Here is a 14,509-nt window from a genome sequence, read left to right as displayed (position 1 = left end):
ACATATGTGTGGTGACGATGGCAAGAAGGTCACACCTGTTCCCATGCCGAACACAGTAGTTAAGCTTCTTAGCGCCGAAGGTAGTGAGGGGTTTCCCCTTGTGAGACTAGGACGTTGCCGCGCATATTTAAATTATTCCGCAATAGCTCAGTTGGTAGTAGCGCGTGACTGTTAATCACGATGTCGTAGGTTCGAGTCCTACTTGCGGAGTTCTTTTTTTTTATCCAAAATTAAAGCGCATTAATCTAAATGCCGCTTTAGCTCAGTCGGTAGAGCGCTTCCATGGTAAGGAAGAGGTCGCCGGTTCGAATCCGGCAAGTGGCTTATATATAACAGCTGAAGCTGCAGTTTGATGTAGTTGGAATTCATTTTCTAATTACTAATCAAACTGCAGCTTTTTTAGGTTCATAAATAGTTATTTGATGTGATAATGACCTTGATGTGAAAGATGAAGTTACTGAAGACGGTAGAATTCATGATGATTACCACATTGAGCATTTATGAAAGCGCTTACTTTAAATGGGAAAGTGTTACGACTTTATTAAGGTGTTTTAGGAGATGATTGGTCTGCATTTAGTTTTAGAAATATACTTTTTAAAACTGTCTAGAAAGTGATCTCGTATATTTTGAGTGCGTTTTACTTTAGAGAATTCTATATTTGTTATATGATAATCATGTAAACACTTATAGGAATACAGGAAAAACAAGAAGTGAGAGGAGCACGAATAGTATGAAATTAACAAAATTGATGGACATGGGAACCGATTATGCTCAAGATGCATACGATACAGCGAAAGACTATTTACCTTCCACACACCATATGCACCATATGGCTAAACCAAGTATGAAGACCAAAGCCAAACTTGCTAAAGGGGTTACTAAGGCGATGCCTGCCAAGGTAAAACATATGGAAGTGGCTAAAATGATTGCTCTGCCTTTAGCAGGTGCACTAGTTGCCTTGTTATTTGCGCCTAAGTCTGGGAAAGAATTACGTTCGGATATTAAGGATAAATTTACCGACGTTAAAGATACTGGAATGGAAAAAGGGCAAGAATGGAAAGAAGTAGGAGTAGAAAAAGCACAGGAATGGAAAGAGGTCGGCGAAGAGAAAGCTCAGGACTTAAAAGAAAAATATTCTGACGAAATGGAAGCTCCGCATGGAAACGTTCATGGGACATCAGCAGAACCTAATGAAGATCAAACGATTCCTGCAGATAAGTTGGATGAAACTCTCAACGATTTAGATTATGATTCTGAAAAAGATCTATTAGATGAGAACCAATAAAAATAAACAAAAAGATGGAGTCAAGAAAAATTCTTGACTCCATCTTTTTGTTTATTTTACTTTAATCACGATTTTTCCTCTTGTATGACCTGTTTCACTTTGTTCATGTGCTTTACGTACCCCTTCTTCTGTAAAAGGGTAAGTTTGACTGACTATGGCTTTGATTTTTCCACTGGTAAGTAAATCAGCTAAGGTTTGCAGGCGTTCGCTTGTGGGGGTCATACTGAAAATAATTCCTATCATCCCTAATTTTTTTAATGTAGTTTCATCCGGTTCTTGTACTAAGGAAACTAAGCGCCCGCCTTTTTTTAGAACAGTGAAACTTTTTTCTTGAGTTTTGCCTCCTAAAGGGTCTAGTACGAGATCGACATCACTGACTGCTTTTTCAAAATCCTCTTTGTTGTAATCAATGAAATAGTCCACGCCTAGAGAAGTAAGGAATGCTTTGTTTTTCTCACTGGCTGTCGAAATAACGTAAGCTTTGTAATGTTTAGCAATTTGTATAGCCAATGAGCCTACTCCGCCAGCCCCTGCGTGAATCAAGACTTTTTCATTATCCCTTAATTGTCCTTTATCTATTAAAGCTTCCCAAGCGGTTTGTCCAGCTAATGGAATTGCAGCTGCTTCCACAAAAGAGAGTTTATCAGGGATTTTAATCGTTACTTCGGCGCGAGATCGGGCATATTCAGCGTAAGTTTTGGATGCATTAGCAAATACACGATCACCTGGCTTTACATTCGTGACATTTGTACCAATTTCACTTACGATACCAGCGACATCACCACCAAGCACCATAGGAAGTTTGCCGCCCATTTTACCGGAACGTCTTTTGCAATCAACGGGGTTAATGGAGAAAGCATGAACTTCAATTAATACCTGATCATCTTTGATAGAAGGCTTCTCCATTTCCATCTCTCTTAATTGATCAGCTGACCCAAATTCTTTAATCGCGATAGTTTTCATAAAAAGGTACTCCTCTCTCTGATTGGTTCTCTAGTTATGATTACTTTAACACTGCTATCTTAAGACCACAAATAATGAGGCTTTTATACTTTAAAAGAGAACGAGGAGCGGTGTATTAAAGACAGTAAAGTGATTGATTAAATTTATTATCTATAGTAAACTTATAAGTAATTAAATGTTTTGCAGGGGGACATAATCGTGTTGAGAAGGTTAAAACCTGACCCTTTGAACCTGTTAGTTAACACTAACGTAGGGAGCACAATCGTACATATGTATTCTAACGACTATATTCGTACTGAGCTCTCCAATTTTATTTGGGGAGCTTTTTCTTTTGTAAAACGCTTAATTGCGGGGGGACACAGTCGTGTTGAGAAGGTAAAACCTGACCCTTTGAACCTGTTAGTTCATACTGACGTAGGGAGCAAATAGTGAGTTTCTTATACACTTTTTTGGCTTCTGCATATTTGTAGAGCCTTTTTTTGTGCTCACGTTCTATAAAGGAGGATTGAGATCAGCCTATTTGAATAAGCTAGAGAAACCAAGGAAAGGGTGTAATAAATGTTATCAAGAGTCAAACAAACAGCTCCTTTAGTCCATTGTATCACTAATTATGTGGTGGCAAATTTTACGGCTAATGGATTACTTGCTATCGGAGCTTCTCCTATTATGGCGGATGAAGTGAATGAGGTTGCTGATGTCGTGACAGCTGCTCAAGGAGTATTGATCAATATCGGTACCGTAAATGACCGCACTATCCAAACGATGTTGGTAGCTGGAAAAAAAGCAAATGAGTTAGGAGTTCCTGTTGTACTGGATCCTGTAGGAATCGGTATTTCAAGCTATCGAAAACAAGTGGTGCAACAACTTTTAAAAAGAATGCAGGTTGATTTGATCCGCTGCAATGCAGGAGAACTAGCCGCAATTGCAGGTAAAGAATGGCATCAAAAAGGAGTGGACAGCGGCATAGGGGCGATGCCTGTTTCCAAAGTAGCGCGAGAAATTGCCTTGAAGTATCGCTGTCAAGTCATCGTCACAGGAGAAACCGATTATTTAACGGATGGTCAAGAAGAGCGATACGTGTCTGGAGGCAACGAAATTGCTACACGTATTACAGGTATGGGGTGTTTATTAAGCGCTGTTTGTACAGCTTCGCTTGCGAGTGGAAAAGAAGCCTCATTCAATCAATTAGCCACCACTCTACAAGCGTATAAACAAGCTGCTGAACAGAGTGGAAATGAAGTGGGGACATTCGCTGTACAATTTATGAATGCTCTGCAAAAGATAGCGGAGGCAGGACAATGATTGCATTAACGATTGCAGGATCAGATTCAGGCGGGGGAGCTGGGATTCAAGCAGATCTCAAAACATTTCAAGAGTTAGGGGTATTTGGGACCACAGCCATTACAGCATTAACAGATCAAAATACACTGGGTGTACATGATATTTATGAAGTACCGCCATATTTTGTGCAACAACAGATCCAAACTGTACTAGATGATTTTTCAGTAAAAGCTATCAAAACGGGGATGTTGTTTTCAGTTGAAATAATTGATGGGGTAGCTGAAATCCTAAAAAAACAAAATATACCGCTTATCGTTGATCCGGTGATGATTGCAAAAGGCGGAGCAAAGCTATTGCAAGAATCAGCAGCAAAAACTTTAATAGAAAAGCTGTTTCCCTATACCACCATTTGCACCCCAAACATCCCAGAAGCAGAAGTGCTGACAGGTATTCGTATTAAAAATACGAAAGATATAGAAAAAGCAGCACAACAACTGTTGCGAATGGGCATTCAATGTGTTGTCATCAAAGGTGGACATTTAGAAGAAGAACAGGCAATTGATAGAGTATACACTTGCGAGCAGTCTTTTCAATTGACCACCAATCGTGTGAAAACAAAAGATACACATGGGACAGGCTGTACATTTTCTGCTGCTTTAACAGCCAATATAGCGAAAGGACTATCCATGCAAGAAGCGATCGTTGAAGCGAAAAAATTTATTCAACTAGCTGTTTCTACACCGCTTTATATTGGTCACGGTCATGGGCCGACGAACCACTTTGCTTACAAATGCAACCAAGGAATATGTGAGGTAGAAGTAAATGGATAGAAGTATTTTAACTATTTATTTTGTCATGGGTACAGTGAATTGCAAAAAAGACCCATTGAAAACACTCGAAGAAGCTTTGCAGGCAGGGATAACCTGTTTTCAGTTACGCGAGAAAGGAAAAGGAGCGTTGACTGGTTCAGCCTATGTAGATTTTGCCAAAGCATGTCAAAGATTGTGTGCAATGTACCAAGTACCTTTTATTGTCAATGACGATGTTGAGCTTGCTATACAATTAAATGCTGATGGTATACACGTGGGACAAGATGATTTAGCCTTGACAGCCTTTCGGAAGAGAGTAAAAGGAAACCTTGTAGGTGTTTCAGTCCATAATGTTGAAGAAATGGAACAGGCTATAGTTAATGGAGCAGATTACGTTGGAATTGGCCCAATCTATCCAACACAGTCTAAAAAAGATGCTGCCTCCCCAGTAGGATTGAACTGCATACGTACGATACGAAAACAGTTTGGTACTTTTCCAATAGTAGGTATTGGTGGTATCACGGAAGAAAATGCAGCTGGAATTCGTGCTTCGGGAGCAGATGGGGTGTCCGTCATATCTGCTATCTGTGGCAGTGAAGACCTAAAACAGACAGTAGAAAAGTTGCAAAAAAGCAGCTGATGCAAAAATATTTTTCTTGTGCAGTAGGATTAAAAGGATGAACAAACTGGAAGCAGTAAATAAGAAATGCTAAAATGACATTGATTGAAGAAAGGGGGAAGAACAATGGAGTTTGAAAAAGGGGATAATCGCTTTTATAAAAATGACGAAAGTGGAAAAATGATTGCAGAAATTACCTATATACCTTCCGGTGAAGATAAAGTACTGGTTGATCATACATTTGTTGACCCAAGTTTAAGAGGGCAAGGCGTTGCTGAACAATTAGTAGATCGTACAGTCCAAGAAATGGAAACAGAAGGTAAAAAAATGGTTGCTGTGTGTCCGTATGTAGTAAGTTTATTTGAACGGAAATCTGATAAATATCAAGATATTATAGCGAAATAAAGATGAGCTAGGCTCTAAAATCGATCTTTTTAGTAATAGTCTAAAACGAGATCGATTTTAGAGTTTTTGTGTTAAACATTCAAAAAACAAAGCAGTAATGAATAACTATTAAAAAAAAATTAAAAAAGATGCAAAAAAGGCTTTATTCTCTTTACATTATAGAAAATATTTTATATAATTCATTTTGTGCTTATCACTCAAATGCTTATCAGGCCCGTTGGTCAAGCGGTTAAGACACTGCCCTTTCACGGCGGTAACACGGGTTCGAATCCCGTACGGGTCATCCTAACCAAGTTTAATAATTATACCGTTCGCCGGCTTAGCTCAGTTGGTAGAGCATCGCACTCGTAACGCGGGGGTCACAGGTTCAAGTCCTGCAGCCGGCATAATACGAAAGAAGATAGATATATCAAGGTTTTCATGGCTTTTGATATGTCTATTTTTTTATCCACTTTTAGTGGAAAGTGGTTTCCACCAACTTTCCACCAACCTTTTTCAAAAACCTACGTAGTTTTTGAATGATACACCAACGTCATTTGAAGCCTTTTTGTTCAAATGAGTATAAGTATTAAGGGTAGTTACAATCGTAGAGTGCCCTAATCTATTTTGGATATTTTTAATATCCATTCCGGATTCATATAACAAACTAGCATGAGTATGGCGGAACTGATGAAGAGTGATCGGTTTTAAGTCGTACTTCTTTATGAGTTCTTTTAGCCACCTAGAAGCACTGCCAGTATGGTAGTGCTTATTATCTTTGTTGTTGAAGATAAACTGCTCTTCCTCTTTAATAACTCGATTCGCTATGATGTTTTCTTGATACTGGAGCTCTTTCCACTTAGATAAAATATCTCTTGTTGTTTCGTCAATACCGATTAAGCGATTAGAAGATTGATTTTTTGTAAGACCAACCACCACATTTTTGTTTATATCCTCGGTTAAACCTTTATTAACGTTCACCATACATTCCTCTATACTAATATCTGCCCAAGTTAGAGCAAGAATCTCTTGCCTTCTCATTCCAGTAAAGGCAAGAAGCCTGAAAAAAACATGTTTTTTCAAATCATTTTCTTTTTCTAAACAGTCAAAGAATACTTTTAGGTCTTCAACCATATAAAAGCTTTTTTCCTCTTTTTTTCTTTCTTTACGAGGCAATGTGATTAACTCCATTGGATTCTTCTCAATAAGATCATGTTTCATAGCAAATTTGAATACTTTAGAAGTATAGCTAGCATAGGTAGAGAATTTAACATATTTTTTTGCCCAACTGTTTACCATTACTTGGCACATGTTCAAGCTGATTGTATTGATTCTCTTATTCCCAATAATAGGATAGACATGAACTTCTAATATTTCCTTTGTTTTACGATAGGTGCTTTCTCTTACTGTATTTACGTACTGTTCAAGCCACATGTTTCCTATTTCTTCAAAGCTTTTTTGAGTTCTGTTTATATTTTCTCCTTTTAGAACCTCACGTTGGAGTTTTAAGTAAGCATTATTAGCTTCTGGCTTGGTATGGAAACCTTGCCGAGTAGCATGTTTCTTCTTTCCAGTTAAGGGATCAGTGGCAATATACCCTTTAAACATCCACGCTTTTTTACCGTCTTTCTTTATATATTTTTCGAATTTTACCATTACAATTTTCCTTTCTCGGGTCAGCGAGAAAAAGATTTAATTGTATTTTAACTCGAGATAATCTGTAAAAAGAGCTTTACCATTTTTATTGAAAAACGATTGGGGCCAGAAAAATGTTGTTTTCTCGTAATCAAGGTACTCCATCGCAAATAAAAGTAGGTTAATCTCTATTTTGTTATTCGATGCTCCTTTCCATTGCTGATATGCTATATGATAATCTTCATAACTCGTTTCTTTCTCCTCATAAATAGGCATAGATATATACCGTATCTCTTGTTGCATTGCGCTAGTAAGAGACCCATACAAAGCATAAATAGAATCAAAAAAAATTTCCTCAAAATGTTTTCTATTGCTCACATAAATGTAACGTCCCAACAACTGATTAAAATCTAAGAGAAACTCTTCATTCATTGAATTAAATATTGGTTCAAAATCAACGGTAACTGTTGAAGAGTAAGCAGGATCGTAAGTAAAAATAGTTTTAATATCGAATGCATTTCTGATATTACCTTGATTAAATCCAAAGTAAAGCTCATTGCTGAAAATGATTTTATCGTCCGTTTGTGATTCTTTTTTTAACGTATCGCTTCCTAAATAAATAATAGTATCTCCGTAGTAATAAAGAGACTTAATAACTTCTAGTTCTCTTTCTGAGAGCATTTTAGATGTGAAATTCTCAAATGAAACCCCACAAAAGTCCGCTATAAGTTGTAACTTTGTTTTTGGTGGAATAGATTCCCCACTCTCCCAGTTCAAAGCTGCTGGTGCAGACGTATTGCCAAATATACTTCCAAATTTAGCGTAGGATAAATCTAATGCCGCTCTTAAATTTGAAATATTATTTTGTATGACTAAACTATCCATCTTACTTTATCACCTCCTATTCATAAAATACCATTAAATGAAATCATAAGCAATCAGATTCGTTCAGTAAATATAAAAACTGAATAAAAGTCTTGTCAAAAGTTTTACTTTGATGTATATTGGTCATATAAGGCGTTCAGTAATTTAAAAAACTGAACATTTATGATTAGGAAAGTTTTGAAATCCAACTGAATAGAGGTGAGGAAATGGCTACAGAGTTAAAAATTGATATTACAGCAGAGGCAAATGAATATTTAAGAGAATTGGCCAATGAACTAGTTGAAGAAGTAAAAATACAATTAGGAAGACAAAAACAGTATTTAACTCTTAATGAGGTATACGAGGAATTTAATTGCAGTCGAAATACCGTAAATAAGTGGTTTCAAGAATATGAGTTACCAAGAATTGTTATCTCAGGGAAAATTTATGTAGATATTAATGATCTTCATGATATGTTTCAAAAATTTAAAAATTAATAGGGTCAGCGAGAAAAGATTAGTAGAAAATAAAAAGAAAATCCCATACGAATGAACGCATGGGAATAGAAAAAGATTCGACGCCTTTTCTACTCCCATTTTAATTCGAATGAATCAAATTTTCAATTGAAAGGGGGATTATTGTTGAATTATATCTATTCTACTGGGAATGAGATAGTTGATTCCTTGAGAGGTATAAATATTACCGGTAACATCATCCCACAAAACTGGTATAAGACGATTACAAATGAAAAAGGTAAACCAGATTTACCTGCTATAGTTATTTTGGCTGATATTCTTTATTGGTACAGGCCCTCTATTGTAAGAAGTGAAGAGACAGGTGAAGAAGTGGGATTGAAGAAGAAATTCTCCGATAATGATTATTTACAAAGAAGCTATGGTCAGTTAGAAAAACAGTTTGGATTAAGCAAGAGATCGGCAAGAAATGCAGTTGTGCGATTAGAACAGTGCGGAGTAATTGAGAGAATTACAAGAAACTTTCTAGCTGCAAATGGTACACCGTTAAATAATGTAATGTTTCTTAAATTAAACGTTCCTAGACTACTCGAAATGACCTTTCCAGAGATTTACCCAGTAAAAGATAAAAACTCTTCTAGGGTTCAAAATTCAAATAATTTTGATATCACCAATAAAAGTGAGTCACCTAACCAAAAAGAGAGAGATACCCCACTAATAAAAGATAGGCTTCACTCCAATATTGGTGAGACGTATACAAAGAGTACTACAGAGACTAACTCAAAAATTATATCAAAGGATTCAAATTTAATTAATGGAGAATCCTATCGTGTCTATCCATCTATAAAAGAAATAAAGGAGATTATTAAACAAAATATTTCCTACGACATTTTAATGACTGATAAGAGGATAGATAGAAATGCTCTGAAAGAAATATTATCCATTATGGTTGATGTATTTAATCAGCAATCGGGTACGGTTAAAGTCAATAGTACTCCGTATGATATTGAATTGGTAAAGGAAAGGTTTTTAGAAATAAATCAATTTCATATTGAATACGTTTTGGAAAGTTTGAAGGAACTAAAGATTGAAATAAGGAATATTCGATCGTACTTAATTACTTCAATCTACAATGCCCCTATGACTATGGAATTTAATTACTCAAACAGATTTAAAGTAGAACAATACACATAAACATATTTTTTAAGGTCAAACTTTTTAATAAAATAAGAGTATTTAATCAAATGTAATAGCAAAAAACACTAAAAATAGAGCATGGAAAGAGCATGGAGGAAGGGTGAAAGAGGAAAAAAACGCATGGATAAAGCATGGAAATGTCGGAATATCGAATGGATAAAACATGGAAAAGGCTTAAAATGTGATACCACTCAAAATCTTTTAGAAACCCAATAGGCACAGCCTATTTATCGCCTAACTTAGTTAGGTGATATCGGGTTCCCTTATGCTCTTTACGAATTTAAGTTATTAAGTGAAAGGATGAAACAAATGGATATTTTAATTCGAGGAGTAGAGGCAGCTTATGTTAAAGAAATAGAAAGAAAAGCTGCGACATTAAGCAAAGAATTAGGAATAAGTTTTAGTAGAACCGAGTACTTGAAAATGTTAATACAAAATGATTGTGAGTTGCGTTTAATGGAAAAGAAAGAGAAAAAATTTAATCTGGCGGTCGATGAACTACTATCTACACTTGATAAACAAGAATCAAAATTACAAGAGTTTATTGATAGTAATAACCGCTTATTCCATTTTATGTCAAGCGGTGTTGATATAGATGATGTCAATTTGGATGAATTAGATTATTAATAAATAAATTTTAAAGTGGATATTATTTATGTAGAGAGGATGTTACGGATGAGCAACAACAATAATATAGTTAGGATTGATAATAAACGATACTCAGAAATAAAAATGTATGCTGCGTTTAAGGGGTTAAAAATTGTTAATATTGTAAACCAAGCTGTGGATGCCTACTTAAATAATTCAGAAGAATTTATTCAATTCAAACAAAAATTTTTATTATTTGAGAAAGAAAAGAATATTATTGTAGCTGCGAAAGACTATGAGAAGCTTATTGAGATTGCTGAAAAAAATAATATTAAACCTGAATAATTCATAGTTTTACTAATATTGTTTCTAAACATTGATTTAATAGTATTTAAAGCAACTTACTTCATCACCTATTAGGTGATGAAAAAAGAACCACTTTCTGATATGGTTAATTCACCACAAACAACCATAGAAAGGGGTTCTCTCAGTGGTTACCTTACAAGAAAATGCAGTGAAATTCAACAATAACTTAATCGTTTCTCATGATGGTGCTCGTTTATCAAGTGATTCTGGTTTGATTTTAATTGATGAACTAATGGATGCTTTCCAATTTACCCAGCTCTCTAAAAAGATTGTTCGATTTAACGACAGCCGTAAATATTGGACGCATACGAATCACAAGCTTTTAAAACAGTTAGTGCTGCAAATTGTAGCCGGTTATAGCACCGACTCTGCTGCAAATATTCTACAGCATGATCCGGTATTACAGACGTTATCAACTGATGAGCCGTTGGCTTCTCAATCATCCATTTCTCGATTCTATGATCGTGTAGTGGTCGAAACAATTCTGACGCTTCAAGTACTCAACCAGGATTTAATTGACAAAGCCCGTTTGGTTCGTAACCATACAAACATGATTATCGATTTAGACTCTACCCATTCGGATACCTTCGGTCATCAAGAAGAAACTGCTTACAACGCACATTATGGAACGAATGGCTACCATCCTTTAGTGGCATTTGACGGCTTGACTGGCGACTTTTTAAAAGCCAAGCTTCGATCAGGAAATCAATACACTACCAACGGGGTCAAAGAATTTCTTGAACCGTTATTGGCACATTATAACCAAACGATTCCAACCACTGATATTCTCGTTCGTGGAGACAGTGGTTTCGCGACACCGGATGTTTATGATTTATGCGACTTATACGAAAATCAGTATGTCATTCGGCTAAAGGCCAATAGGAATTTATATCGTTTAGCGGAAGAGTTTGTGTTCTATGATAATCATCATCCTTGGGATGAAAAAGAAGTCTATTATCATTCGGTTTCCTACCAAGCAGCTTATTGGTTCAAACCGCGTCGAGTGTGTATTCGTTCAACTCGAGAAGTAGGCGAACTCCTTTTTAAGCATTCCTTTATTGTCACGAATTTCTCAGAAAACATCTCAGCTAAAAGAGTGTTTGAAACCTACAATAAACGCGGTACCATGGAAAACTACATTAAAGAAGCCAAGAACAGCTTCTTCTTTGATAATACAGATAGTCCCAGATTCATTGAAAACGAGGCCCGCATGATGATTAGCCTGTTGGCGTACAATCTGGTTAACTTTTTACGCACCTTGTGTTTTGAGCCAAAATCGAAAGGACTCCAAGTGGACACAATCCGTTTCCGTCTATTCAAAGTGGCTGGAAAACTAGTCAGCACTGCAAGACAAATGTATTTAAAACTATCGATTTCTCATGTTTATCAGCGAGAGTTTTATGCCGTATTCAGGAAAATCCAAAGGATTCGGCAGTACATTTAAAGAACCTGATTTTTAAAAAGTTTAAATGGCCCAGGGAGAAGTGCGCCTAAAATTTGAGTTCAAAAAGTGAAAAGTCTCAAAATAATTAAGTAGACCGAAAAAAATAAATAATTAGGATAGAAAATGGAAAACGATAAAGAAAATATAACAGTATTGATAAAACAGCCTCTGAAATTAGAGGTATGAATTATTCAGGTATATTAAATATATCCTAAACTTTTAGGTTATATTTGAATCTTTAAGGAAATTAGGCAACAGATTCTTACAGAACTGCAACGCCACTTTTTTTTATTGAAAAAATTTGACTGAAATATTGACCTTTACGCTGCGTTATGCTGTACAATAAAAAGTGAATTTAATTGATACAAAGGAGCTGTTTAGAATGGTTGATAACAATACGATCATGAAAAACGGAAGATGCATTGAATGTGGTGCAAGAGAAACAGATGGCTTTTCCTGCTATGAAATGTTTCAATTTCCATTGATTTGGGAACACAATGACCCTGAATTGTATGACTTACACTTTTGGCTTGTCGCTAGTTATATGATTCAACACCCCTCTAACTATACAAAGAATGCATATAAACTTATGGTGGAATTATTTATTGATGCATATGATAATCAGTGGTCAACCGACTATATCCTTCGTAAAAATCGGCAGTTGGTTTCAAAAATAGATAAAATAACCAACCCTTTACCGAATATCGAAAGGAAACGCCAATATAGAAATTGGCCGATGACAATCGAAGGTATATACTTAGGCGGAGAAGAAAATGCAATAAATAATATCAAGGAATGGAGAAAGCACGTTCGAATCGATTTACAAAATAATGGTGTTTTTAAACCCTGAATAATTCATAATTTTTCTAAAAACGTTAATTAACGTTGTGATTATAGTACTTGTAATAAATTGCTTCATCACCCGTTAGGTGATGAAAAAAGAACCCCTTTCTGATATGGTTAATTCACGACAAACAACCAATAGAAAGGGGTCCTCTCAATGGTTACTTTACAAGAAACTACAGTAAAATTCAATAATAATTTATATGTCTCTCATACAGGTGGTCGTTTATCGAGTGATTCTGGTTTGGCACTGGTCGACGAATTCATGGATGCTTTTCATTTTACAGAGCATTCTAAAGACTTCGTTTCGTTTAAAGAAGACCGCCGCTACTGGCAACATGATAATCATAAAATCCTGAAACAATTACTTTTTCAGCTTATCGCTGGCTATAAAGCTGATATATCAGCAAATATCTTACAGCATGATCCAGTATTACAGACTCTTTCGACTGATGGTGTATGGGCTTCCCAGCCCTCTATCTCTCGATTTTTCGATCGATTTACTGAACAAACAATTGAAGATTTACAAACACTTAACCAAGTATTGATTGATCAAGCACGACTTATTCGTAATGATACCGATATGATAATCGATTTGGATTCTACACATTCAGATACCTTCGGTAGCCAAGAACAGACAGATTATAATGCCCATTATAGAACGAACGGTTATCATCCATTAGTCGCTTTTGATGGATTAACTGGTGACTTTTTAAAAGCTAAACTTCGTTCAGGAAACCAATATACTTCCAATGGAGTAAATACATTTCTTAAGCCACTCTTAGATCATTATCACCAAGCAATTCCTACGACAGATATCTTAGTCCGTGGAGATAGTGGTTTCGCAACACCTGAAATCTATGAATTATGTGAAGCCTCCGGTTGTGACTATGTGATTCGTTTAAAGAGCAATCGAAATTTAACTCGTCTAGCTGAAGAACTTGTCTACTACGATGATAATCATCCTTGGGATGAGAAAGAAACTTATTATCATTCTGTTTCATATCAAGCCGGCTCTTGGACTATACCTCGTCGAGTATGTATTCGTTCAACTCGAGAAGCTGGAGAGTTACTCTTTAACCATACTTTTATTATTACCAGTTTCTCGGAAAACATCATACCAAAGAGAGTTTTTGAAACGTATAATAAGCGAGGCACTATGGAAAATTACATCAAAGAAGCCAAAAACAGCTTCTATTTTGACAAGACGGATAGTCCACGGTTCATCGAAAATCACGCGCGTATGATAATCAGTGTAATAGCTTATAATATTATCAATTTTATGCGTACAATCTGTTTTGAAAAGAATTGGAAAAATCTTCAAGTAAATACCATTCGTCTTCGTTTATTCAAAGTAGCCGGAAAGCTAGTCAGCACTGCGAGACGGATCTATTTAAGACTTTCTAGTTCGCATGTTTATCAAGCAGAATTTTACGCCGTCTTGAGGCGAATCCAACGGATTCGATGTTATATTTAATAGATTTCATTTTTTAAAAAATATCCAGTGCCCAGGGATTCGTATGCCCAAAAATAAGTGTATAGCCCCTAAAAATCGAATCTCGATAAAAATGTTTTGTAAAATCCCAAAAAACATATAATTTTTAGAACCAATTCAAAATTACGACAAAAAATGTATTTTTAATCAAAAAATTTAGAAGTATGAATTATTCAGGTTAAATTAAATAATTAAAAAAAAGGTACAAGTAATAATCTTACTTGTGCCTTTTTTATTTGAGAGTTAGTAAAACTCTATCCATC

The 14,509-nt window shown here is 35.7% G+C and carries 15 protein-coding genes, 4 tRNA genes, 1 rRNA gene and 2 riboswitches; of the genes, 17 read left to right on the top strand and 3 right to left on the bottom strand.

What is annotated here, in order from left to right:
- Window positions 1-7: 7 nt before the first annotated feature.
- The 4 genes from rrf to ACEN4L_RS11790 all read left to right on the top strand — a co-directional run bounded on the left by rrf (window position 8) and on the right by ACEN4L_RS11790 (window position 1,285).
- Window positions 8-123, top strand: a 5S ribosomal RNA gene (rrf, locus tag ACEN4L_RS11805).
- Between the two features lie 13 nt (window positions 124-136).
- Window positions 137-210: transfer RNA gene (locus tag ACEN4L_RS11800), tRNA-Asn, on the top strand.
- A 41-nt stretch (window positions 211-251) separates the two neighbouring features.
- Window positions 252-324 (top strand) — tRNA-Thr (locus tag ACEN4L_RS11795).
- 406 nt (window positions 325-730) lie between these two features.
- The gene (locus tag ACEN4L_RS11790) at window positions 731-1,285 is read left to right on the top strand and encodes a YtxH domain-containing protein (RefSeq protein ID WP_407097448.1); all 555 of its coding nucleotides are present in this window, start codon (window positions 731-733) and stop codon (window positions 1,283-1,285) included.
- Between the two features lie 51 nt (window positions 1,286-1,336).
- Here ACEN4L_RS11790 and ACEN4L_RS11785 read toward each other — a convergent pair whose 3' ends face one another.
- Window positions 1,337-2,248 (bottom strand): NADP-dependent oxidoreductase, encoded by a 912-nt coding sequence (locus ACEN4L_RS11785; RefSeq protein WP_407097449.1) that lies wholly within the window; start codon window positions 2,246-2,248, stop codon window positions 1,337-1,339.
- A gap of 174 nt (window positions 2,249-2,422) precedes the next feature.
- Window positions 2,423-2,521: riboswitch (TPP riboswitch) on the top strand.
- Window positions 2,522-2,588: 67 nt separating this feature from the next.
- Window positions 2,589-2,686, top strand: a riboswitch (TPP riboswitch).
- A gap of 120 nt (window positions 2,687-2,806) precedes the next feature.
- On the opposite strand from ACEN4L_RS11785, the gene thiM reads away from it, so the two are divergent.
- The 6 genes from thiM to ACEN4L_RS11755 all read left to right on the top strand — a co-directional run bounded on the left by thiM (window position 2,807) and on the right by ACEN4L_RS11755 (window position 5,748).
- The gene (gene thiM, locus ACEN4L_RS11780) at window positions 2,807-3,550 is read left to right on the top strand and encodes a hydroxyethylthiazole kinase (protein WP_407097450.1); all 744 of its coding nucleotides are present in this window, start codon (window positions 2,807-2,809) and stop codon (window positions 3,548-3,550) included.
- On the top strand, window positions 3,547-4,359 hold the full coding sequence (gene thiD, locus ACEN4L_RS11775; RefSeq protein ID WP_407097451.1) for a bifunctional hydroxymethylpyrimidine kinase/phosphomethylpyrimidine kinase: 813 nt from the start codon (window positions 3,547-3,549) through the stop codon (window positions 4,357-4,359). The genes thiM and thiD overlap by 4 nt, the downstream gene beginning before the upstream one ends.
- On the top strand, window positions 4,352-4,978 hold the full coding sequence (thiE, locus tag ACEN4L_RS11770) for a thiamine phosphate synthase (RefSeq protein ID WP_407097452.1): 627 nt from the start codon (window positions 4,352-4,354) through the stop codon (window positions 4,976-4,978). Before thiD ends, thiE begins: the two co-directional genes overlap by 8 nt.
- A 105-nt stretch (window positions 4,979-5,083) precedes the next feature.
- Window positions 5,084-5,362 (top strand): GNAT family N-acetyltransferase, encoded by a 279-nt coding sequence (locus tag ACEN4L_RS11765; protein ID WP_407097453.1) that lies wholly within the window; start codon window positions 5,084-5,086, stop codon window positions 5,360-5,362.
- A 211-nt stretch (window positions 5,363-5,573) separates the two neighbouring features.
- Window positions 5,574-5,645: transfer RNA gene (locus ACEN4L_RS11760), tRNA-Glu, on the top strand.
- A 30-nt stretch (window positions 5,646-5,675) separates the two neighbouring features.
- A tRNA-Thr gene (locus tag ACEN4L_RS11755) sits at window positions 5,676-5,748 on the top strand.
- A 109-nt stretch (window positions 5,749-5,857) separates the two neighbouring features.
- Here ACEN4L_RS11755 and ACEN4L_RS11750 read toward each other — a convergent pair.
- Both ACEN4L_RS11750 and ACEN4L_RS11745 read right to left on the bottom strand, forming a co-directional pair.
- Window positions 5,858-6,997: a tyrosine-type recombinase/integrase gene (locus tag ACEN4L_RS11750; RefSeq protein WP_407097454.1), complete on the bottom strand. Its 1,140-nt coding sequence runs from the start codon at window positions 6,995-6,997 to the stop codon at window positions 5,858-5,860.
- A 36-nt stretch (window positions 6,998-7,033) separates the two neighbouring features.
- Window positions 7,034-7,861: a helix-turn-helix domain-containing protein gene (locus tag ACEN4L_RS11745; RefSeq protein WP_407097455.1), complete on the bottom strand. Its 828-nt coding sequence runs from the start codon at window positions 7,859-7,861 to the stop codon at window positions 7,034-7,036.
- A 206-nt stretch (window positions 7,862-8,067) separates the two neighbouring features.
- Here ACEN4L_RS11745 and ACEN4L_RS11740 point away from each other — a divergent pair, with 206 nt between their 5' ends.
- The 7 genes from ACEN4L_RS11740 to ACEN4L_RS11710 all read left to right on the top strand — a co-directional run bounded on the left by ACEN4L_RS11740 (window position 8,068) and on the right by ACEN4L_RS11710 (window position 14,228).
- Entirely contained in the window at window positions 8,068-8,337 is a 270-nt protein-coding gene (locus tag ACEN4L_RS11740; RefSeq protein ID WP_407097456.1) for a helix-turn-helix domain-containing protein, read from the top strand.
- Window positions 8,338-8,481: 144 nt separating this feature from the next.
- Window positions 8,482-9,507, top strand: coding sequence for a DUF6017 domain-containing protein (locus tag ACEN4L_RS11735; RefSeq protein ID WP_407097457.1), 1,026 nt, complete (start codon window positions 8,482-8,484; stop codon window positions 9,505-9,507).
- 312 nt (window positions 9,508-9,819) lie between these two features.
- A complete protein-coding gene (locus ACEN4L_RS11730; RefSeq protein WP_407097458.1) occupies window positions 9,820-10,137 on the top strand; it encodes a hypothetical protein in 318 nt (105 codons plus the stop codon).
- Window positions 10,138-10,185: 48 nt separating this feature from the next.
- Complete coding sequence (locus ACEN4L_RS11725) at window positions 10,186-10,443, top strand: hypothetical protein (RefSeq protein ID WP_407097459.1); 258 nt, start codon at window positions 10,186-10,188, stop codon at window positions 10,441-10,443.
- Between the two features lie 145 nt (window positions 10,444-10,588).
- The gene (locus ACEN4L_RS11720) at window positions 10,589-11,908 is read left to right on the top strand and encodes an IS1380 family transposase (RefSeq protein WP_024635242.1); all 1,320 of its coding nucleotides are present in this window, start codon (window positions 10,589-10,591) and stop codon (window positions 11,906-11,908) included.
- Window positions 11,909-12,290: 382 nt separating this feature from the next.
- Window positions 12,291-12,758 carry a DUF5946 family protein gene (locus ACEN4L_RS11715; protein WP_024635241.1) on the top strand — a complete coding sequence of 156 codons (468 nt, stop codon included), beginning with the start codon at window positions 12,291-12,293 and terminating at the stop codon, window positions 12,756-12,758.
- Window positions 12,759-12,908: 150 nt separating this feature from the next.
- Window positions 12,909-14,228 carry an IS1380 family transposase gene (locus ACEN4L_RS11710; protein ID WP_024635240.1) on the top strand — a complete coding sequence of 440 codons (1,320 nt, stop codon included), beginning with the start codon at window positions 12,909-12,911 and terminating at the stop codon, window positions 14,226-14,228.
- Window positions 14,229-14,509 lie beyond the last annotated feature (281 nt).

This window comes from Desemzia sp. FAM 23988 (genome assembly GCF_045528365.1).
GTDB lineage: Bacteria > Bacillota > Bacilli > Lactobacillales > Carnobacteriaceae > Desemzia.
The sequence above is the reverse complement of the archived record's forward strand: the minus strand, read 5'-3'. Positions and strand labels throughout refer to the sequence as shown.